17 protein-coding genes are annotated in these 18,160 nt (G+C 66.4%); 5 read left to right on the forward strand and 12 right to left on the reverse strand.

The window, feature by feature from the left end:
* Positions 1-11: 11 nt before the first annotated feature.
* From thrS to N2K98_RS10085, 3 genes are all read right to left on the reverse strand, one after another.
* Positions 12-2,024 carry a threonine--tRNA ligase gene (gene thrS / locus N2K98_RS10075; RefSeq protein WP_255865720.1) on the reverse strand — a complete coding sequence of 671 codons (2,013 nt, stop codon included), beginning with the start codon at positions 2,022-2,024 and terminating at the stop codon, positions 12-14.
* Between the two features lie 75 nt (positions 2,025-2,099).
* Complete coding sequence (locus N2K98_RS10080) at positions 2,100-5,525, reverse strand: DNA polymerase III subunit alpha (RefSeq protein ID WP_255865721.1); 3,426 nt, start codon at positions 5,523-5,525, stop codon at positions 2,100-2,102.
* Positions 5,526-5,562: 37 nt separating this feature from the next.
* Positions 5,563-5,874, reverse strand: coding sequence for a DUF6504 family protein (locus tag N2K98_RS10085; RefSeq protein ID WP_229951751.1), 312 nt, complete (start codon positions 5,872-5,874; stop codon positions 5,563-5,565).
* Positions 5,875-6,382: 508 nt separating this feature from the next.
* Between N2K98_RS10085 and N2K98_RS10090 the strand changes: the two genes are divergently transcribed.
* Positions 6,383-6,649, forward strand: coding sequence for a hypothetical protein (locus N2K98_RS10090; RefSeq protein WP_255797545.1), 267 nt, complete (start codon positions 6,383-6,385; stop codon positions 6,647-6,649).
* A 13-nt stretch (positions 6,650-6,662) separates the two neighbouring features.
* On the opposite strand, the gene N2K98_RS10095 is transcribed toward N2K98_RS10090, so the two are convergent.
* Positions 6,663-8,273 carry an MDR family MFS transporter gene (locus N2K98_RS10095; protein WP_255865722.1) on the reverse strand — a complete coding sequence of 537 codons (1,611 nt, stop codon included), beginning with the start codon at positions 8,271-8,273 and terminating at the stop codon, positions 6,663-6,665.
* Positions 8,274-8,306: 33 nt separating this feature from the next.
* Positions 8,307-9,989: an MDR family MFS transporter gene (locus N2K98_RS10100; protein ID WP_255865723.1), complete on the reverse strand. Its 1,683-nt coding sequence runs from the start codon at positions 9,987-9,989 to the stop codon at positions 8,307-8,309.
* A 285-nt stretch (positions 9,990-10,274) separates the two neighbouring features.
* On the opposite strand from N2K98_RS10100, the gene N2K98_RS10105 reads away from it, so the two are divergent.
* Positions 10,275-11,318, forward strand: a complete 1,044-nt coding sequence (locus tag N2K98_RS10105; RefSeq protein ID WP_255797542.1) for a DUF2776 family protein — start codon at positions 10,275-10,277, stop codon at positions 11,316-11,318.
* A 10-nt stretch (positions 11,319-11,328) separates the two neighbouring features.
* Here the strand turns inward: N2K98_RS10105 and N2K98_RS10110 are convergent, their stop codons facing one another.
* The 5 genes from N2K98_RS10110 to N2K98_RS10130 all read right to left on the reverse strand — a co-directional run bounded on the left by N2K98_RS10110 (position 11,329) and on the right by N2K98_RS10130 (position 14,709).
* Positions 11,329-12,108: a tyrosine-protein phosphatase gene (locus N2K98_RS10110; RefSeq protein WP_255865724.1), complete on the reverse strand. Its 780-nt coding sequence runs from the start codon at positions 12,106-12,108 to the stop codon at positions 11,329-11,331.
* Positions 12,101-12,673, reverse strand: coding sequence for a DUF2087 domain-containing protein (locus tag N2K98_RS10115; protein WP_255865725.1), 573 nt, complete (start codon positions 12,671-12,673; stop codon positions 12,101-12,103). The genes N2K98_RS10110 and N2K98_RS10115 overlap by 8 nt, the downstream gene beginning before the upstream one ends.
* Positions 12,660-13,445: a hypothetical protein gene (locus N2K98_RS10120; RefSeq protein WP_255865726.1), complete on the reverse strand. Its 786-nt coding sequence runs from the start codon at positions 13,443-13,445 to the stop codon at positions 12,660-12,662. Before N2K98_RS10120 ends, N2K98_RS10115 begins: the two co-directional genes overlap by 14 nt.
* Positions 13,446-13,464: 19 nt before the next feature.
* Positions 13,465-14,286 carry a hypothetical protein gene (locus tag N2K98_RS10125; RefSeq protein ID WP_255865727.1) on the reverse strand — a complete coding sequence of 274 codons (822 nt, stop codon included), beginning with the start codon at positions 14,284-14,286 and terminating at the stop codon, positions 13,465-13,467.
* A gap of 84 nt (positions 14,287-14,370) precedes the next feature.
* Positions 14,371-14,709, reverse strand: a complete 339-nt coding sequence (locus N2K98_RS10130; protein WP_255797537.1) for a chorismate mutase — start codon at positions 14,707-14,709, stop codon at positions 14,371-14,373.
* A gap of 96 nt (positions 14,710-14,805) precedes the next feature.
* Here N2K98_RS10130 and N2K98_RS10135 point away from each other — a divergent pair, with 96 nt between their 5' ends.
* On the forward strand, positions 14,806-15,243 hold the full coding sequence (locus N2K98_RS10135) for a VOC family protein (protein WP_255797536.1): 438 nt from the start codon (positions 14,806-14,808) through the stop codon (positions 15,241-15,243).
* 7 nt (positions 15,244-15,250) lie between these two features.
* On the opposite strand, the gene N2K98_RS10140 is transcribed toward N2K98_RS10135, so the two are convergent.
* Entirely contained in the window at positions 15,251-16,039 is a 789-nt protein-coding gene (locus tag N2K98_RS10140) for an SOS response-associated peptidase (protein WP_255865728.1), read from the reverse strand.
* 134 nt (positions 16,040-16,173) lie between these two features.
* Here N2K98_RS10140 and N2K98_RS10145 point away from each other — a divergent pair, with 134 nt between their 5' ends.
* Both N2K98_RS10145 and N2K98_RS10150 read left to right on the forward strand, forming a co-directional pair.
* Complete coding sequence (locus N2K98_RS10145; protein WP_227933722.1) at positions 16,174-16,398, forward strand: mycoredoxin; 225 nt, start codon at positions 16,174-16,176, stop codon at positions 16,396-16,398.
* Between the two features lie 120 nt (positions 16,399-16,518).
* Positions 16,519-17,028 carry a hypothetical protein gene (locus N2K98_RS10150; protein ID WP_255865729.1) on the forward strand — a complete coding sequence of 170 codons (510 nt, stop codon included), beginning with the start codon at positions 16,519-16,521 and terminating at the stop codon, positions 17,026-17,028.
* 31 nt (positions 17,029-17,059) lie between these two features.
* Here N2K98_RS10150 and N2K98_RS10155 read toward each other — a convergent pair whose 3' ends face one another.
* The gene (locus N2K98_RS10155) at positions 17,060-18,076 is read right to left on the reverse strand and encodes a zinc-dependent alcohol dehydrogenase family protein (protein WP_255865730.1); all 1,017 of its coding nucleotides are present in this window, start codon (positions 18,074-18,076) and stop codon (positions 17,060-17,062) included.
* Positions 18,077-18,160 lie beyond the last annotated feature (84 nt).

Raw genomic sequence — 18,160 nt, forward strand, 5'->3', positions numbered from 1 at the left:
TCCCCGCCGCCCTACTTGTCCCGGTTACGGACGGCTTCGACAATCCGCTTGACGGCCTCTTCAACGGGTACGCCGTTGTCCTGGCTGCCGTCGCGGAAGCGGAAGGACACGGCACCTGCCTCGGCATCGTCGCCGCCGGCGATCAGGACAAACGGGATCTTGTCCTTGGACGCCGTGCGGATCTTCTTCGGGAAGCGGTCGGTTCCGGTGTCCACCTGGGCGCGGATGCCGTGGGCCTTGAGCTTGTCGACGACGTCGAACATGTAGTCGTTGAACGCTTCGGCCACGGGGATGCCGACTACCTGCACCGGTGCCAGCCAGGCCGGGAACGCGCCGGCGTAGTGCTCGGTGAGCACAGCCATGAAGCGTTCCACGGAGCCGAACAGGGCGCGGTGGATCATAACCGGGCGCTGGCGGGTGCCGTCAGCGGCCTGGTACTCGAGCTCGAAGCGCTTGGGCAGGTTGAAGTCCAGCTGGATGGTGGACATCTGCCAGGTGCGGCCGATGGCGTCTCGGGCCTGGACGGAAATCTTCGGGCCGTAGAAGGCTGCTCCGCCCGGATCCGGGACCAGGTCCAGGCCGGAAGCTTCGGCAACCTCGGCGAGGGTGCGGGTGGCTTCCTCCCAGATGTCGTCGGAGCCGACGAACTTCTCCGGGTCCTTGGTGGACAGCTCCAGGTAGAAGTCATCCAGGCCGTAGTCCTTGAGCAGGTCCAGCACGAACTTCAGCGTGGTGGTCAGCTCGTCCTTCATCTGCTCGCGGGTGCAGTAGATGTGGGCGTCGTCCTGGGTCATGCCCCGCACGCGCGTCAGGCCGTGGATCACGCCGGACTTCTCGTAGCGGTACACGGAACCGAATTCGAACAGCCGCAGCGGAAGCTCACGGTAGGACCGTCCGCGGGAGCGGAAGATCAGGTTGTGCATGGGGCAGTTCATCGGCTTCAGATAGTAGTCCTGGCCGGGCTTGGTGACCTCGCCGGTCTCCGGGTCGGTGACCTCGTCCACGTGCATGGGAGGGAACATCCCGTCGCGGTACCAGTCCAGGTGGCCGGAAACCTCGTACAGGTGGCCCTTGGTGATGTGCGGGGTGTAGACGAACTCGTAGCCGGCCTCGGTGTGGCGCTGGCGGGAGTAGTCCTCCATGGCCTTGCGGATGATGCCGCCCTTGGGGTGGAACACCGGCAGGCCCGAACCCAGTTCATCCGGGAAGGAGAACAGGTCCAGTTCGGTGCCCAGCTTGCGGTGGTCGCGGCGCTCGGCCTCGGCCAGGCGTTCCTGGTAGGCCTTCAGCGCGTCCTTGGTGGGCCAGGCGGTGCCGTAGATGCGCTGCAGCTGCTGGTTCTTCTGGTTGCCCAGCCAGTAGGCGGCGGCGGAGCGGGTGAGGGCGAAGGCGTTGGAGATCAGCTTGGTGTTAGGCAGGTGCGGGCCGCGGCACAGATCGCACCAGACGACGTCGCCGGACTTGCGGTCCACATTGTCGTAAATGGTGATCTCGCCGGCACCGACCTCGATGCTGGCACCTTCGCCGGCTTCCTCGGCGCCGTCCTTCTTGCCCAGCAGTTCAAGCTTGTACGGCTCGTTCTTCATGGCTTCGCGGGCTTCGTCTTCGCTGACCACGCGGCGGGCAAACTTCTGGTTCGAGTTGATGATCTTCTGCATCATCTTCTCGAGGGTCTTCAAATCCTCCGGCGTGAACGGCTCGGCTACGTCGAAGTCGAAGTAGAAACCGTCCTTGATGTACGGGCCGATGCCCAGCTTGGCGTCCGGACGCAGCTGCTGCACGGCCTGGGCCATGACATGGGCGGTGGAGTGGCGCAGGACATTCAGTCCGTCTTCGGACTCAATGGTGACGGACTCCACGATGTCGCCCTGCTCCAGCGGCGTATCCAGGTCCTTGAGGACGGAGTGAACGCGCATCACGACGACGTCGCGGCGGTCGAAGAAGAGCTGCGCACCAGTGGTGCCAGTATCCACCGTGGTCTCTTCGCCGTCGACGATGAGGGTGAACTTCTCTGGCACTGACACGGTTGTCTCCTAGATTTCGTTGTACGGCGTCTGCTGCACGGCCTGGACACGGCCGCACTTCCGCCCGTACCGATGTTATCCGCTGCGCTTGGACCCCACCAACATGCCGCGCTGACGGCCGGGCTTCGGAAGCGAGTCCGTGTCCGCCAGGTTCCATGCCTCGAGGGCCTGCAGGCTGATGCCCCGCGGCCCGGTGCGGCGGGTCAGCCCGCGGACCAGCAGCAGCTCGGTGCCGAAAAGCAGCGGACCGGATTTCTCCTGCGCCTCGTGGAAGAACGTGCAGTCAATGCACCCGGTGCCGTCGTCGAGGCTGATGAACACCACCCGGCGTCCCCCGCGCATGGGCGGAGTCTGCGTGGCCACCCGGATCCCGGCGACCAGCACCTCGGTCCCGTTGCGCAGGTCCATCAGTGCTTCCGCGGGAGTGACGCCCAGCCCGCGCAGCAGCGGACCGTAGCTTTCCATCAGGTGCGCGCTGACGTCCACGGACAGCAGGTCCAGTTCGGTGCGGACCTTTTCCCGCAGACCTGGTTCGGGCAGGTGATGGTGCAGGTTCGCCAGCTCGGTATCGCCCAGCGGCAGTGCCAGCTGCCCGGGAATCGGATCGTGCTTCCGGGACGCGGACTTGGCCGGCGCGGCGTCCAGGTAGGAGATCAGGTCCGCGCGGCTGCCCTCGGAGCCGGTCTGCTTGCTGAGCGAGTCGAACGCACCGAGCTGCGCCAGCCTGCGCAGGGTGGGCCGGGAGACCTTCGCGCGTGCCCGCAGGTCCGCCAGGGAGTCATAGGGCTGCCCGGCGGCAATGCGCTTTAGTTCGACGGCGGACAGCCCGTAGATCCCGGCCAGGGACAGCCGGATGCCCAGCCGGCCGTCGTCGAGCCGTTCCACCCGGTAGGTTTCGCCGCTGCGGTTGATGTCCAGGGGCAGGATGGGGATGCCCATCCGCCGGGCCTCGGCCACGAGCAGCCGGCGGGGGTACATCCCGGGATCGTGCTCGAAAATCCCGGCGAGGAACGCTGCCGGGTGGTGCGCCTTCAACCACGCGGACTGGTAGGTGGGTACGGCAAAGGCAGCGCCGTGGGCCTTGCAGAAGCCGAAGCTGCCGAAGGCCTTGAGCGTGTCCCAGACCTTGTCGATGGTCTCCGGAGTGTAGCCGCGGGCGGCGGCCTTGCTGCGGAAGTATTCCTCCACGCCGGGCTCGGCGGTTTCGTTGCCCAGCAGCCGGCGCAGTTCATCCGCCTTCGCCAGCCCGCAGCCGGTGAAGACGTTCAGGGTCCGCAGCACCTGTTCGTGGAAGACGGTGACGCCGTGCGTTTCGGCCAGCACCGGGCGCAGCGCCTCGTGCGGGTACACCTCCGGGGAGAAACCGTGCCGGTGTTCCAGGAACGGGCGGACCATGTCCGATTTCATCGGGCCGGGCCGGAACAGGGAAATGTCGATGATCAGGTCATTGAACTCCCGCGGCGCCAGCTTGCCCACCAGTTCACGCTGCCCCGGGGATTCGATCTGGAAGCAGCCCAGGGTATGCGTGCTGCGGATAAGTTCGTAGGTGGGTTCGTCGTCGAACGGCACGGCATCCAAGTTGATCCGGCCGTCCGCTTCGACGAACTCCGGGTCCGGGGAGTCCGGCCCGTCCCGGTGCTTCCCGGCGGCAATGACCTCTTCACGGGAGGAGTGCACCCGCACCACTTCGCGGACGGCAAAGGCCATGGCGCTCTGCATCCGCACGCCCAGCACGTCGAGTTTGAGCATGCCCATGGGGTCCATGTCGTGCTTGTCGAACTGGGACATGGGCAGGCCCAGGCCGCTGGGCTGCACTGGGGTGCGGTCCAGCAGGGAGGTATCCCCCAGGATCACTCCGCAGGGATGCATGGAGATGTGCCGGGGCAGCCGGTCCAGGCGTTCGGTGAGGTCCACCAGCAGGTCCAGCTGCTGGTTCTTTTCCACCTGGCCGGAGAATTCCCGCAGTTCGGGCTTTTCGGCGAGCGCCTCGCGGAAGTTGCGGGCCGAGAAACGCCACAGCTGCTTAGCCACAGCGCCGATCTCCTCCTCGGGCATGCCCAGCGCCAGTCCGGCGTCGCGCACCGCTCCCCGTGCCCGGTAGCCGTTCTGCATGCTCATCAGTGTGACGCGTTCGGAGCCGAAGCGTTCGAAGATGCGGTGATAGACGTTGTGCCGCTCAGCGCTTTCAACGTCAATGTCGATGTCCGGCAGCGTGGACCGGTCCCGGGACAGGAAGCGTTCAAAGATCAGGTCATGGTCCAGCGGGTTCACGTGGCTGACGCCCAGCAGGTAGTTCACCAGCGAGGAGGCCCCCGACCCCCGGGCAGCGGCGCGTACCCCCATCCCGGTGATCATGTCCGAGACTTCCGCAACGGTGAGGAAGTACGAGGCGAAGCCCAGCCGCTCGATGATGCCCAGCTCGTGTTCGAGCCGGTTGCGCAGCTCGACTTCGGCAATGGAGTCCCGGGCACGCAGCCTGCGGGTAATCCCTGCCTCGCAGCGCTGGCGCAGTTCGATCATGGGTTCGGCCTCGATGCCGATCACCGAGGCTTCGGGCACCACGGGCTGCTTCCAGCCCATGTCCGCCACGGGGTCTATTCGGCAGCTATCCGCGAGCGCCGCAGTGTCGGCCAGCATCCGTGCCGCTCCGGAGGAACCGTAGCCTGCCTCTGAGCTGATCTCACGGGCCAGTGCAGTCATCTCCCGTGTCCCCTTGAGCCAGCCCTGTCCGTTGGGCTGTAAGTCCGGGAGGTGGGAGAGCGAGGTCAGCGAGCGCGCGGCGTCGAGCACGTCGGCGGTGGCGGCTCCATCCTCGTCCACATAGCGCACGGCATTGGTGAGGATGCCGGGCACGCGCATCTCGTCGGCCAGCCGGAACATGCGTACTGCGTGGGCGAGGCTGAGGTTCTCCCCCGGCGCAGACAGATGCGTGACCACCTCGACGGCGAGCGCCCGGGCAGGGATCAGCGAGCGCCAGCGGCCGAACAGGGTGCGGGCGACGGCGTAGCTTCGGCTGCGCATGGCCTGGCCGACGTCGGACTGCGGGCCGACGAGGACGGTCAGGACCGGTTCGGCCTCCTCCTCGGGGACGCCTTGCCCGGCTCCTACGCCGCGGACGTACCCGGCAAGCTGCTCCATGGTGACGCCTACCGGTTTGCCGGCGCGTGCCCGGGAGGCGGAGGTGGCGGCGTGCGCGGCGGAGATCAGCCGGCACAGGGCACGGTAGCCCGCTCCCCCGGTATGCCCGTGGGCGAGAATGACCACCCGTCCCGTGACGGCGTTACTGCCATCCAGCACAGCCAGGTCCACCCCGACGATGGGATCGATGCCCGCCTCCATGCAGGCCCGCAGGTGCTTGACCGTTCCATAGAGCCCGTCCCGGTCGGTGCAGGCGAGCGCATCCGCGCCGTCGGCCGCTGCGGCCTGCGCCATCTCCTCCGGCCAGGACACCCCGTAGTGGGCGCTGAACGCAGTGGCTGCGTGCAGGTGGATGAAGCTCATTGTTTAGGCGCCGTCTTCCATTAGGCACTGTCTTCCATTAGGCGCTGTCCCTCAGGGCGTCATGGATCCGGATCAGGCGCCAGCGGTCGCTGCGGACGTGATGCGAAAGGTCGAGGGTGCGCAGGTCGGAGCGGTCATTGACCCGGGCCTGGACCCGCCAGATCTCGGTATCCACCAGCCCGGCGCCGTGTCCGCGTTCGGCTCGGGTTTCCTCTTCCCACCAGTTGCGGCGTTCATACCAGCGCACCGGATCGGCCCCCACCTTGTAGGTGCGCCCGCCCCAGATAAGCCGGAGAGGCTGGCCCGCGGGCGAGCACACCACCTCGATTGCTTCGCTGAAGGTACCCATTCAGCTTCCTCTCCGCCCACGGATGCATGCACACGCACCAACCCACTGGTTATCCATTGGTTCACTTGGTTATCAGTTGGCAACTAATTCGAACATATGTTCGAACAGCTCCGCCACCAGTGTACGACCAGCCGGGGACAAACGGCACCACTCGGGGATGGATCGGAAGGGAAGACCCGCTCCGGCGCAACAGGGCCCGCGGTGTCGCCGCAGAAGTAGATGCCCGCGCATGGTGCAGACTGTTCCCAGAACACACCGGATCCGGTGCAGAAGGCCGGTCCGGGCAGTTTTCACCGAATGGGGGAAGAGTATGACGGCAGACAGCAACACACCGCCTAATGGAGGGCAGCAGTCGGAACCGTGGAATCCGTTCGGGCAGGGACCTGAACCCCAGCACCGGAATCCATATCTGGAAGACGTCCTGCCTGCGGATCAGGGCCCGGTTCCCCCAGAAGCGGCCTCCCGGAAAACACGGTTCAGCGCGGCAGCGATAACGGGAATGATCCTCGTGTCGATCGTCTGGGCGATCGTCGTCCGCCCCCTCGTCATCCTCGCCCCCTGGGACGTCTCCGACTTCTCCATTTTTGGCTTCTTCGCCTTTTCCGGCCTGTTCACCCTGCTCGCAGGAGTGACGGGATTCATCGCGGCGCTTATCCAGGGGAACAAGAAGCTTGCCGCCCGCCTGTACATCATTCCCTCCCTGATCTGGCAGGCAGGCCTCGTGGCAGCGCTTTTCCTGCTGGTGATCGCCCTATCCGGTTATGACGGCACCTAACGCCAGGCCGCTCCTATCTCCCGCTGTCCACGTCCACCTTCACCCGCGCCGTGGTGGACAACGGCGTCTCCCGAATGAACAGGCACAGCACCAGGGCAACTGCCACGATGGGCACACTGAGCAGGAAAATGGGAGGCAGGGCCTGCCCGAATGCCGCAGCAATGAAGTCCTGCGCCGGTGCGGGGAGCCCGCGCAGCATAGCCGGACTCAGCGAATTGATGTCCCCTCCGAGGGCAGTCCCGGCCCCCGGCGGCGCCGCGGCAATCTCATTGCCCAACCGGTGGATGAAGATCGACCCGAACAGCGCGATCCCGAACGAGGCACCGATCTGGCGGAAATAATTCGCTGCGGAAATCGCCGCGCCCATATCCCTGCCCGGCACGCTGTTCTGCACAATCAGCACCAGGTTCTGCATCAGCATTCCCAGCCCGAGTCCCATCACCAGCATGCCGATTGCGGTGAACCCGTATGGGGTGGTGTCCGAGATCCGTGAGAGCAGCACCAACCCGGCAATGATCACCGCACACCCCAGCACCGGATAGATCTTGTACCGGCCGGTGCGGGAAATCAGCTGCCCGGTGCCGATGGAGGTCAGCAGCAGCCCGCCCATCATGGGCAGCATCATCAGGCCCGACTGCGTGGCGGTGGCCCGGTTGACCATCTGCAGGAAGGTGGGCAGGTAGGAGATGGTGGAGAACATCGCGATTCCGACGGCGATGCCCACCAGCACCGGCAGCAGGAAATTCCGGCTGCGGAACAGGCCAAGCGGCAGGATGGGTTCCTCGGCCCGCCTCTCCACCAGGACAAATGACGTGCCGGCCGCCAGCGTCACCACGGCCAGGGCAAGAATCTGCGGACTCGACCAGGCGTACGTGGTGCCGGCCCAGGTGGTCAGCATCACCAGGGCGGCGCTCGCGAGCGCAAGCAGCCCGGCGCCTGCGTAGTCCAGTTTCGGGCGCCGGCCCCGGGGTTTGGGCAGATGCAGCGAAGACACGACGACGGCGAGCGCCACCGCGCCGATGGGCAGGTTGATGTAGAACACCCACCGCCAGGACCAGGCATCGGTGATCCAGCCGCCCAGCAGCGGACCGCCCACGGACGCCAGCCCGAAGGCCGCCCCGATCAGGCCCATGTACTTCCCGCGCTCCCGCGGGGAGACCAGGTCCCCGAGGATGGCCTGCGCCCCGATCATCAGCCCGCCGCCGCCTACCCCCTGCAGCGCACGGAACCCGATCAGCTGGCCCATGTTCTGCGCCAGTCCGGACAGGACCGAGCCGGCGAGGAACACCACGATGGCGAAAATGAAAATGCTCTTGCGGCCAAACAGATCACCGAGCTTGCCGTAGATCGGCAGGCCGATGGTGGCCGCCAGGATGTACGCGGTGACCACCCAGGACAGATGCTCCAACCCGTTCAGGTCCCCCACAATGGTGGGCAGGGCCGTAGCGACGATGGTTTGGTCCAGGGCTGCCAGCAGCACCGAGAGCACCAGCCCCGTGAAGACCGGCACGAGGTTCCGCTTCGGTCCCCCGCCCCGGGCGGCGTCCACCCGGTGCTTCGGCAGGGCGGTCCCGGAGCGGGCCGCGGGCGCCGCGGTGCGCGGCGTTATTGCTCTGTGGGACATGGCGGGTTTCTTCTCTTCATGGTTGTTGTTGGCCTACGTTGCGTCCACGTTCACCCGCGCCGTCCTGGACAACGGCTGCTGGACAAGAAACAGCGTCAGGACAAAGGCCGCCCCCAGGATCGGCACCCCGAGCAGGAAGATCGGCGGCAGCGCCTCGCCGAACGCGGATTTGATGAAGTCCTGCGCCGGAGCGGGCAACGCCCTGATGCTGTCCGGGCTGATTGAATTGGCGCCGCCCGACGCCGCATCGCCGGCTCCGGCCGGCGCGGACGCCAGCTGGTCGTTCAGCCGGCGGATGAACAGGGAGCCGAACAGGGCAATCCCGAGCGAACCGCCCATCTGCCGGAAGTAGTTGGCGGTGGAGACCCCGGTGCCCATGTCCTTGGCGGGGACGCTGTTCTGCACAATCAGCACCACGTTCTGCATCAGCGCCCCGATCCCCAGTCCCAGCACGAACATGCCCAGCGCGGTGAGGGAATACGGCGTCGTACTGGAGATGCGCGAGAGCAGCAGCAGCCCGCAGATCATGGTGAGTGAGCCGAGAATCGGATAGATCTTGTACTTGCCCGTGCGGGAGATCAGCTGCCCCGTCCCGATCGAGGTGGTGAGCAGCCCCGCGGTCATTGGGAGCATCATCAGCCCGGACATAGTGGGACTGGCTCCGTTGACGATCTGCAGGAAGGTGGGCAGGTAGGCAATGGACCCGAACATGGCCAGGCCCACCGCGAGCCCCACCAGCGTGCAGATCAGGAAGTTGCGGATCCCGAACAGGCGCAGCGGAAGTATCGGTTCGGACGCGCGCAGTTCCACCGGAATGAAGATGGCGACGGCGACGGCGGCCACCGCTCCCAGCGTGAGGATGGTGGGCGAGGTCCAGGCATAGTTGTTGCCGCCCCAGCTGGTCAGCAGCACCAGGGCGGCGCTGCCGACGGCAAGCAGTGCGGCCCCGGAATAGTCCAGCCGGATCCCTTTGCGTTCGGACCGCGGCAGGTGCAGCGCGGTGATGATGACCGCGAGCGCCACCGCACCGATGGGCAGGTTGATGTAAAACACCCACCGCCAGGACCAGTAGTCGGTGAGGTATCCGCCCAGCAGCGGTCCGCTGACGGAAGCGATGCCGAACGCCGCGCCGATCAGGCCCATGTACTTGCCGCGCTCGCGGGCGGGCACAATGTCGCCGATGATGGCCTGCGCACCGATAATCAGCCCGCCGCCGCCTACGCCCTGGACGGCGCGGTAGGTGATGAGCTCGGTCATGCTGTGCGCCTGCCCGGACAGGGCGGAGCCGCCCAGGAAAACCACGATAGCGAAAATGAAGATGTTCTTGCGCCCGAGCAGGTCCCCGAGCTTCCCGTAGATCGGCAGCCCGATGGTGGAGGTCAGCAGGTAGGCGGTGATCACCCAGGAGAGGTGGTCCATGCCCTGCAGGTCCCCCACGATGGTGGGCAGGGCGGTGGAGACGATGGTCTGGTCCAGGGCGGCGACAAGCACCGCGAGCATCAGCCCGGCGAAGACGACGGCGATCTGCCGCCGCGAGTGCCCGCCTCCCGCATCGGCGCGGCCCTGTGCACTCTCCCCGCCCGTTGGCGGGCCGCTCCGGGCCTGCGGCGTGTGCGCCACCAGGGGGACGGCATTGACCGGTGCTCCCATGGCACCGGCCATGCCGGCTATCGGATGGGTTGCTGCGGTTCCGTGGGGAGTAAACCGGTCCGCCATGCACTCCTCCTTGGAATTTCCGCCGGATGAGGGGCACTCCGGTCGGAACATCCATTCGACGCCCACCGTCCTGCCAAGTCAACGGTCGGCGGCGGCCACCCATGTTGCCGGTACCGGCAGGCGTCGTGGCTGTCTGGTCCAGGGCAGGGACGGAGCGAAGTTCCATAGCCTGGGGAACTGCTCCCTGCCTCGGCGTTGTTCCACGGTTAGGACAGGCGCAGACTGGCACTAAACGCGGACCGGCCACGACGTCGAAGCCGCACGGGATCGCCTTCGGGGTACACCATGAACCGGACAATAAGTGTCATTTTCCGCGCCATACCGCTTCTCATGGGCGCTGTCTGCCTGTCCTTCGGCCTTTACATCCTGGCCGGGCGGAACGATGCCGATCACTTTGTCGCCGGACACGTCAACGTCGGGCTGACCGCCATCTGTTATGCACTGTTCACCACGGCGGCCACCATCATCAGGCAGCTCATCAACCGCTATGGGCGCGCGTGGGCGATCATCCTGCCGCTCTCCGGCTACGTGGCTGCCGCCGCCGCCATCATCTGGGGCATCGCTCTGGCCAACCGGGACAACACCGCGGAGAACCTCACGGCGGGCTTCGTTGTGATCGGCATCGGCTTCGTCGCCGCGTGCGTCAGCACCGTCGCGGCCGCGTCCACAAAATTCACGCTCATCCAGTCAGCACAGTTACTCGAGCCTCAGGGCGGCCCGCCGGAAGGTGCCCACTCCCGCGCCGTCGGCGCCGCGCTGCTCGCAGTTCCGGTTGCGGCCGCCGTCGTCGGTTTCTCCCTTGCGATCGGCCTGTTGGTGCGCGGAGATACTCCCGGATTCGTTGCCGGCCACGTCCTGATCGGCCTGTCGGCGATCTGCACGTCGCTGATCGCCCTGGTCGCGAGCATCGTGCGCCAGGTGCGCAACGAATTCAGCGGCGGCGAACGTTCCGCCTGGCCCTGGCTCGTGGCTGCCGCCGGCACGATCAATGTGCTGCTCGGACTATTCGTGCTGTTCAGCTCACACGAACCCTATCGGCTGGCCCCGGGATGTGTGCTGATCGGCCTCGGGCTGATCTGCTTCAGCATCCTGTCGAAGGTGCTGTTGCTCGCCCTCGTCTGGCGCCGCACGTTTGCCCTGGCCAACCGCATCCCGCTGATGCCCATCGGAACAGCGCTCACCTGTCTGTTTTTCGCCGCGTTCCTCTTTGAAGCCGCAGGCACAGACCCGGCGTTCTTTGTCCCCGCGCACGTGCTGGTTGGGCTCGGAGCTGTCTGCTTTACGCTCTTCTCAATCGTGTCGATCCTCGAAGCGGGGACGTCCGAGTAGCAGAGCAGCGCTAAGGCTCGGCGGTAACTGCTCCCCGCCAGGTGCGGATGCCGGTGCGTACTTCTTCCGGCAGCCCGGCGTCGTCAAAGAGCCGCTGCAGCGAAAAGCCGTCCACCGCCGCGCGGAGGGCACCGTCCATGCTGGTTCCGTGCTCGGCGCACAGTTTTTCGCTCTCTGCCTCCGGATTGGGCCGTCCCGTTGCTGCTGCGAAGGCGTCCGCGTTGCGGACGGTTTCGAAGTAGTCCTCCCGGATCTCCTCCGGCTCCGCGTCCACTGCCGCGAGCAGGACCATTGCGGTCATTCCGGTGCGGTCACGTCCCGCCATGCAGTGGAAAAGCACCCCGCCCTCGGGTGCGCCGGCCAGGGCGGTGAGGACGGCGCCCATCCGGTCCGGCAGCCGGGTCAGGTGCGGCAGGAAGTACAGCGGCGTGCCCATCAGCCCGTTGTCCCAGTACCCTTCCCAGAACTCCGGGTTCTCGTCCAGGCCGTCCAGGTCCACGGGAACCGTGGTGAGCCAGTCCGGGCGGGCGGTGGTGTCCCGTGCACGTTCGGGCGGCTGGCGGAGGTCGACGACGGTACGCACCCCCAGTGCATACAGGGTGTCCCAGCCGCCGGGCCGGATCAGGTCCACCGTTTCGGAGCGGAAGAAGACCCCGTGCGGCGTAAGCGTGCCGTCGCGCCGTCGTCGGCCGCCCAGATCGCGGAAGTTCACCAGGCCCTCCACGGTGGCGGGGGTGCCGGAAGCCTCGTCGACTGCATTGAGCTTGGCCGTGTCCGGGAAACTAGGCAAATTCCATTCCTTCCGCCGGGCGGGGACGGGTGAGCCAGTACTGGGTGCCTGCGGCATCCCGGGCCACGATGCCTTCATCCACCAGGTAGCGGCGGATGGCAGCGGGGTCTGCGGTGAAGGCCGTCAGCCGGGTGGTGAGTTCCTTCTCCGACAGGACCGGCCGCAGCCCCGGCTCCGGCGGCCGGGCATGTTCAAAGACCTCCCCGGCCAGGAAATGGAGCAGCTCCAGCCGGTCGGAGCGTTTGCGCGGGTAGGACTCGAGCCTGCCGTTGACCAGAAAGCGGCGGGCCGACGTGTCGGGTGTGCGTACCCCGGCGGCCAGCAGATCAGCGAAGACCGAGGCTACGGGTTCCACGCCGCGCTCGCCGACGCGGACCAGGCCGGCGTTCTGCAGCACGGCCAACGACTTGGTCTCGGAAGAGGTGAGATCCTCCGGGTCCAGGCAGGCGCCGTCGTTGTCCGCCAGCACGGCTCGGGCGTACAGGTGCAGGCGCCGGCGGTCAGCGAGCGCCGCCGCCACGGGACGCCAGCGGTTCCCCTCCGGAGTCGGATCAGTTTCCCCCATGGTTCCCTAGCACCTGGACCGGCAGCATCTCGTGCATCATCCCCATGACCTGCAGTTCGGCGTACAGGTCCGCCACGGCCGGGGCATGCCAGTCCTTCACCGTGATGAGCGTTCCGTCCGGGTAGTTTTGCACGGCGGCAGCAGCAATGGGGAAGGGCAGCCGCCCGTAGGCCGTCCGGGAGAACCAGTTGAGGTATCCGACGGCGGGTTCCCGGTGAGATGTATGTCCCGGCAATCCCAACCGGGTCCGGCGCTCGCTGACCCTGTCATAGGATTCCCGGCTGGTAAGGCTCGCCGTTTCCGGTTCCCAGATGCGGATCAGCTTCCGGAACCAGGCGGAGGCCTCATCAGGGGTGCCGATAGTGAAGCCCCCCGGCAGTTTCAGGGAGATTTCGTTGGGTCTCGGGCCGAGGTTCCGGCCGGCGGTAACGTCCAGGGAGAACAGCGGTTCCTTGGCACACGTGTCAGCGTAAAGCAGGAACTGCATCTTTCTGGTGCCGGTGGAAAACGGCGAGCCGGGGGCGTCGCGCTCCCGGTGGCTTTCAATTGCCCGGCCCAGTGCGGACGGGTCCGTAAAGTCCGCAGCGTCCCTGAACACGAGTGCTGGGCCGTGCCACTCACTCTCGGCAGCATCAAACCGTCCCCGGAACAGGTCCAGCATCCGCAGGATCCGGGCGGCCACCTGCTCCGCCGTTTCCCTCCTGGCTCCCCACAGCAGCCCGATACGGACAGCCTTATCCTCCGGAAACAGGTCGGCCACAGTGAGTGTCATGCGGCACAACCTACCCGATTCAGGCCCGGTCTTCGTGGAAGGGACCATCGGGAACCTGGTGATCCGGCATCTCGTGCAGCATCCCCATGGTCTCCAGCTCGGCATACAGGTCAGCGACGGCGGCGGCGTTCCAATCCGGGACGGCAATCAGCGTCCCGTCCGGGTCCTCACGGGTCACCGCGTCCAGCGGGAAAGGAAGCCTGCCGTACCCGGTGCGCGAGAACCAGTTCAGATAGCCCACAGACGGAGCGCTGAACGGCCGGTGCCCGATCCCCAGTTGACCCCTCCTCTCTCTGCAGAGGTCCATGGTTTCCGGGGTCATAAGGCACGCAGTTTCGGGTTGCCAGATTCGGACCAGTTCACCGAACCAGCCGCGGGCCTCCTCAGGGGAACCGAGAACGAATTCCGCAGGCGGCCGAAGTGAAATGCTGTTTGCCGGCAGCGTCCAGAAATGGCTGCGGCCGGCAGAAATATCAAACAGAAACAGTCCGTTCTCCGGATCGCCGCCCGCGGTCAGTGAAAATTTTGCCTTCAGGGTTCCGGTGTCCACAAGGGAGTCGGGGACGTCGCGCTGGCGGGGACTTTGAATCAGCGCTCCGAGTGTTTCCGGCCCGTCAGGGATGTCGATCCATTGGGGTCCGGGCGCGAAGAGGGTCTTCACCGACATCTGCCACGCTGCGTCCAGTTCCGGAAACCTGTTTCGAAGCAACGGGAGCGTCAACAGGATCCGTTCCGCGACCTGCACCGGAGTCTCCTTGCGCGATCCCCATTCCAGGGACAGCCACGCGTGGACCCGTTCGCCATCAGGTAAAGGGAAGAGGTCACCGACGGTTTGTGTCATGCGGCACAACCTACCCGATGCGGGCAACCCCGCGGTTGAGAACGCCGACGGCGTGTGGCTCCGCGTGCCGGAAGCGGACCCCCGCTAGCTGCGGCTGAAGGCGTCCAGCTTGCGCTGGGTCTCCATCTCGTGGCGGACCTTCAGCTCGTAGTCGATGAAGGCCTCGATCATGGCCTTGTACGTGCGTTCCACCACATTGCAGTCGCCGTCCTGCTCCTGGGCCGCATGGCGGACATGGGCAATGACTTCCTCCATGCGCTTGGGCGAGCGGACGGCGTCGTCGTTGTCCTTCAGTCCCCCGGCGACGCGGACCAGCCGCTGCCGCCGCCAGATCAGCGCGACAATTTCCTCATCGATTTCGTCAATTGCTGTCCGGACATTATCTAGCTGTCCCGAAACGGATTTCTGCTCAGCTGATTCCATCCCTTAAGAGTAACCATTCCCGGGCCGCAGGCGCCGCACCGGGCCCCCGCTACCCGGGTAATGGCCGTCCGGCGCTTTCATGGCAGGATCATAGGCGTGAATCCCCACGTTTCCGTGGTCACCGTAGGCGTACGGGACCTCGAAGTAACTCACGCGTTCTACGTTTCGCGGCTCGGCTGGGAAACAGTGCAATACGTCCCCGACGAGGTGATCTTCTTCCAGATCAACCATGGGCTGCTTCTGGCCTTTTTCCGGGCCGACCATCTGGCTGCGGAAGCCGGTGCGGTCGGCGAACTCCACAACGCCCCGGTTACCCTCGGGCACAACGTGGACTCGGCCGCCGAGGTGGACGCCGTGCTGGCCAACGCCGCCGGCGCCGGCGGGATCATCACCGCCCCCGGAACCCAGATGAGCTGGGGCGGCTATTCCGGCTACTTCACGGACCCCGATGGACTGCGCTGGGAAGTCTGCTTCAACCCCGGCCTCAGGGTGGACGACGCCGGCCGGGTCACCCTGGCAGTGATTTCCGAATGAGTTCCCGCTAGAACAGCACGTCCTCCGTCGGCACCGTCTCCGCCGGGTCGGGATGCAGCAGGTACTCGCCGTCGTTGCGCACGTTGCCCACGGCAGGATGGGCTTCGGACAGCACCCAGTCCGCCGCCGTCGGGTAGGCCTGCGCCGTAGCCAGGGCTACCAGCGTGCCCGCATCGCGCCGCGTCGGATCCAACCAGGCAGCCATGGCGTCCCGGGACAGCGGCAGCGGCAGCCGGTCATGCAGCCCGGCCAGTTCGCGCAGTGCCGGTTCGGCGCTCTCCGCCGGGGGCGAGGCGACGGTCAGGATCGACGTCGAGAGCAGCCACATCTCCGGGTCCCCTTCGGCCTTCGCCGGATCCCGCCACCACTCATACAGGCCGGCGAAGTAGATCGGGGCGCCGTCGGCCCGGGAAACGTGGAACGGGCGGCGCGCCTTGTCGGGGCCCGCCTTCCATTCGTAGTAGCCGTCCACCGGCACCGCACAGCGGCGCGAGAGAACTGCCTCACGGAACGTGGGCTTTTCCAGAACAGTCTCGCTGCGGGCGTTGAACGCACGTACGCCTACGGATGCATCACCTGCCCACCCCGGCACCAGGCCCCACCGGGCAACGTGGATCTGGCGCACCTGCGTCCGTCCCCGGCCCGGCACGTCCACGAATCGTTCGAGGACAACGGGGACGTCCGACGTCGGGGCTACGTTCCAGGACGCGCGCAGTTCCAGGTTCGCGTCAGCCTCCGCTTCTGCCTCGGCCACGAGGTCCCCCGCGGAGCGGGCCATGACGTATCTTCCGCACATGCCTCCAGTCTGCCACCGGGAATGCCGCCGGCCGGAATACTGTTGGATCAGGCAACAATCCATTTCGACGAAGAGGAGCAACCATCGTGGCTGCCACTGCTGAAGCTTTCACCCCCGCAACGGGAACCATCACCATGTTCTCCACCTCCTGGTGCGGATACTGCCGACGCCTGAAGTCACAGCTGGATGCCCAGGGCATCGGCTACACCGAGGTCAACATCGAAGACGTGGAAGGTACTGCGGAGCTGGTGGCCTCGCTCAACGGCGGCAACCAGACCGTACCGACCGTGATTTTCCCGGACGGTTCCGCGGCCACCAACCCTTCGGCATCCGAGGTAAAGTCCCGCCTCGGCCTCTAGCGGATAGGGCCCCTCGGGCCCGGCGGACGGCGGAACCACGTGCTTGACTCTCGGTTACTGAGTAGTAGTGTGGGGGCTCTTCCAGAGGGAACGGGTACTACCGGGACACGAAGGAGCGAGATGAAGACCACTATGACACGGACCGCCGTCCTCCTATCGACAGCCGGACTGATCGCCGGTTCCGCGGTTTTCGCGGCACCGGCCTCAGCGTCCGTCACCGAATGCGAACCCGGATCCACGGCAACCACGTTCACCGGGTCCACCACAAGCCGGGAAACAGCCGGCACGGCAACGCTCACGAACAGTTCCACGGTCACTGCACCTGTCGCGCTCACCAGTGAACGTTCCGTGACCAGCCAGGCGTCTACCAAGGGGCCGGTACCGCTCAGTGCGATCCTCCCCGCAGCGCGGACAGAGATCAGCCCGCTGGCGTTCGAAACCGCCAGCTGGCGTGCCGGACAGTCGGTATTCCAACTGACCTTGCCGGCAGGCCAGTCACACGATGTGACATACGGGTTCAACCTGATGTCGTTTTCCGGTTCGCAGCAGGAATGCGGACTCGACGGACGCTTCGGTCCCGCAACGGACTTCAGCGGCACCGTTCCGACCGGAACCTACGTAGACTTCTAGCGCTGCGGGTGGGAACCTGCCGGGCGGTGAGTCAGGGACGCAGCAGTGCCTTTATGGTCCGCCGTTCGTCCATGGCCCGGTAGGCGTCCACGGCCTCGCCCAGCGGCAGCTCCAGGGTAAACACCTTCCCCGGGTCGATCTTGCGCTGCAGGATCAACCCCATGAGCTCGGGCAGGAACCGGCGCACCGGCGCCGGGCCGCCCAGCAGGTGAATCTCAGCGAAAAAGAGCTGTTCGCCGGGTAGCTGCACGCCGTGCGGCACCCCCACGTAGCCCATATGGCCGCCTGGACGGGTGCAGCCGATGCCCTGCAGCATCGAAGCCTGGGTCCCCACTGCCTCCACCACGCTGTGGGCACCCAGCCCGCCGGTCAGCTCACGCACCGCTGCGACGCCGTCGTCCCCGCGCTCCCGGACGATGTCCGTGGCTCCGAATTCCCGGGCCAGTTCCTGCCGGTCCGGGTGGCCGCTCATGGCGATGATCCGTTCGGCGCCCATCTGCCCGGCGGCCAGCACGGCCAGGAGGCCCACCGCGCCGTCGCCCACCACGGCGACCGTTTTGCCGGGCCCGGCCTCGGCAGCAGCCGCACCGAACCAGCCGGTACCGAGCACGTCCGAAGCGGCGAGCAGCGACGGGATCACGTCTGCATCCGGTGGCTCCGCGGTCGCCACGAGCGTGCCGTCCGCGAGGGGAACCCGCAGATACTCGGCCTGGGCTCCGCCGACGCCGACGGCATGGACACACCGGCTCTGATAACCCGCGGCGCAGATTTCGCAGGTGTTGTCGGAGGCGAAAAAGGAGCCCACCACAAACTGGCCCGGCCGGATCAGCGAAACCGCCGCCCCGGTTTCTTCGACTACGCCCACGTATTCATGCCCCATCGGACGGGGGCGGCGCACCGGGTCGATGCCCCGGTACGGCCACAGGTCCGATCCGCAGACGCAGGCCGCCACCACTCTCAGGATCGCGTCAGTGGGTTCCTGGAGTACCGGCCGGGGAACATCCTCCACCCGAACATCCCGCTCTCCGTACAACAGGGTTCCTAGCATGGGGCACTTCCTGGTCTTGGCGGCTGTCACTCCGGACCCGTTCCTGCCTTCCATGCTAGGACGGTGCCCGGGCCGGCGGCAGGC

It is taken from the genome of Arthrobacter jinronghuae, from assembly GCF_025244825.1.
GTDB lineage: Bacteria > Actinomycetota > Actinomycetes > Actinomycetales > Micrococcaceae > Arthrobacter_B > Arthrobacter_B jinronghuae.

Bases quoted from the DNA above. Each gene is read 5' to 3' on its own strand.
- N2K98_RS10080 (WP_255865721.1), bottom strand. From the start codon at position 5,525: ATGAGCTTCATCCACCTGCACGCAGCCACTGCGTTCAGCGCCCACTAC.
- N2K98_RS10085 (WP_229951751.1), bottom strand. From the start codon at position 5,874: ATGGGTACCTTCAGCGAAGCAATCGAGGTGGTGTGCTCGCCCGCGGGC.
- N2K98_RS10095 (WP_255865722.1), bottom strand. From the start codon at position 8,273: ATGTCCCACAGAGCAATAACGCCGCGCACCGCGGCGCCCGCGGCCCGC.
- N2K98_RS10100 (WP_255865723.1), bottom strand. From the start codon at position 9,989: ATGGCGGACCGGTTTACTCCCCACGGAACCGCAGCAACCCATCCGATA.
- N2K98_RS10105 (WP_255797542.1), top strand. From the start codon at position 10,275: ATGAACCGGACAATAAGTGTCATTTTCCGCGCCATACCGCTTCTCATG.
- N2K98_RS10115 (WP_255865725.1), bottom strand. From the start codon at position 12,673: ATGGGGGAAACTGATCCGACTCCGGAGGGGAACCGCTGGCGTCCCGTG.
- N2K98_RS10120 (WP_255865726.1), bottom strand. From the start codon at position 13,445: ATGACACTCACTGTGGCCGACCTGTTTCCGGAGGATAAGGCTGTCCGT.
- N2K98_RS10125 (WP_255865727.1), bottom strand. From the start codon at position 14,286: ATGACACAAACCGTCGGTGACCTCTTCCCTTTACCTGATGGCGAACGG.
- N2K98_RS10130 (WP_255797537.1), bottom strand. From the start codon at position 14,709: ATGGAATCAGCTGAGCAGAAATCCGTTTCGGGACAGCTAGATAATGTC.
- N2K98_RS10140 (WP_255865728.1), bottom strand. From the start codon at position 16,039: ATGTGCGGAAGATACGTCATGGCCCGCTCCGCGGGGGACCTCGTGGCC.
- N2K98_RS10145 (WP_227933722.1), top strand. From the start codon at position 16,174: ATGTTCTCCACCTCCTGGTGCGGATACTGCCGACGCCTGAAGTCACAG.
- N2K98_RS10150 (WP_255865729.1), top strand. From the start codon at position 16,519: ATGAAGACCACTATGACACGGACCGCCGTCCTCCTATCGACAGCCGGA.
- N2K98_RS10155 (WP_255865730.1), bottom strand. From the start codon at position 18,076: ATGCTAGGAACCCTGTTGTACGGAGAGCGGGATGTTCGGGTGGAGGAT.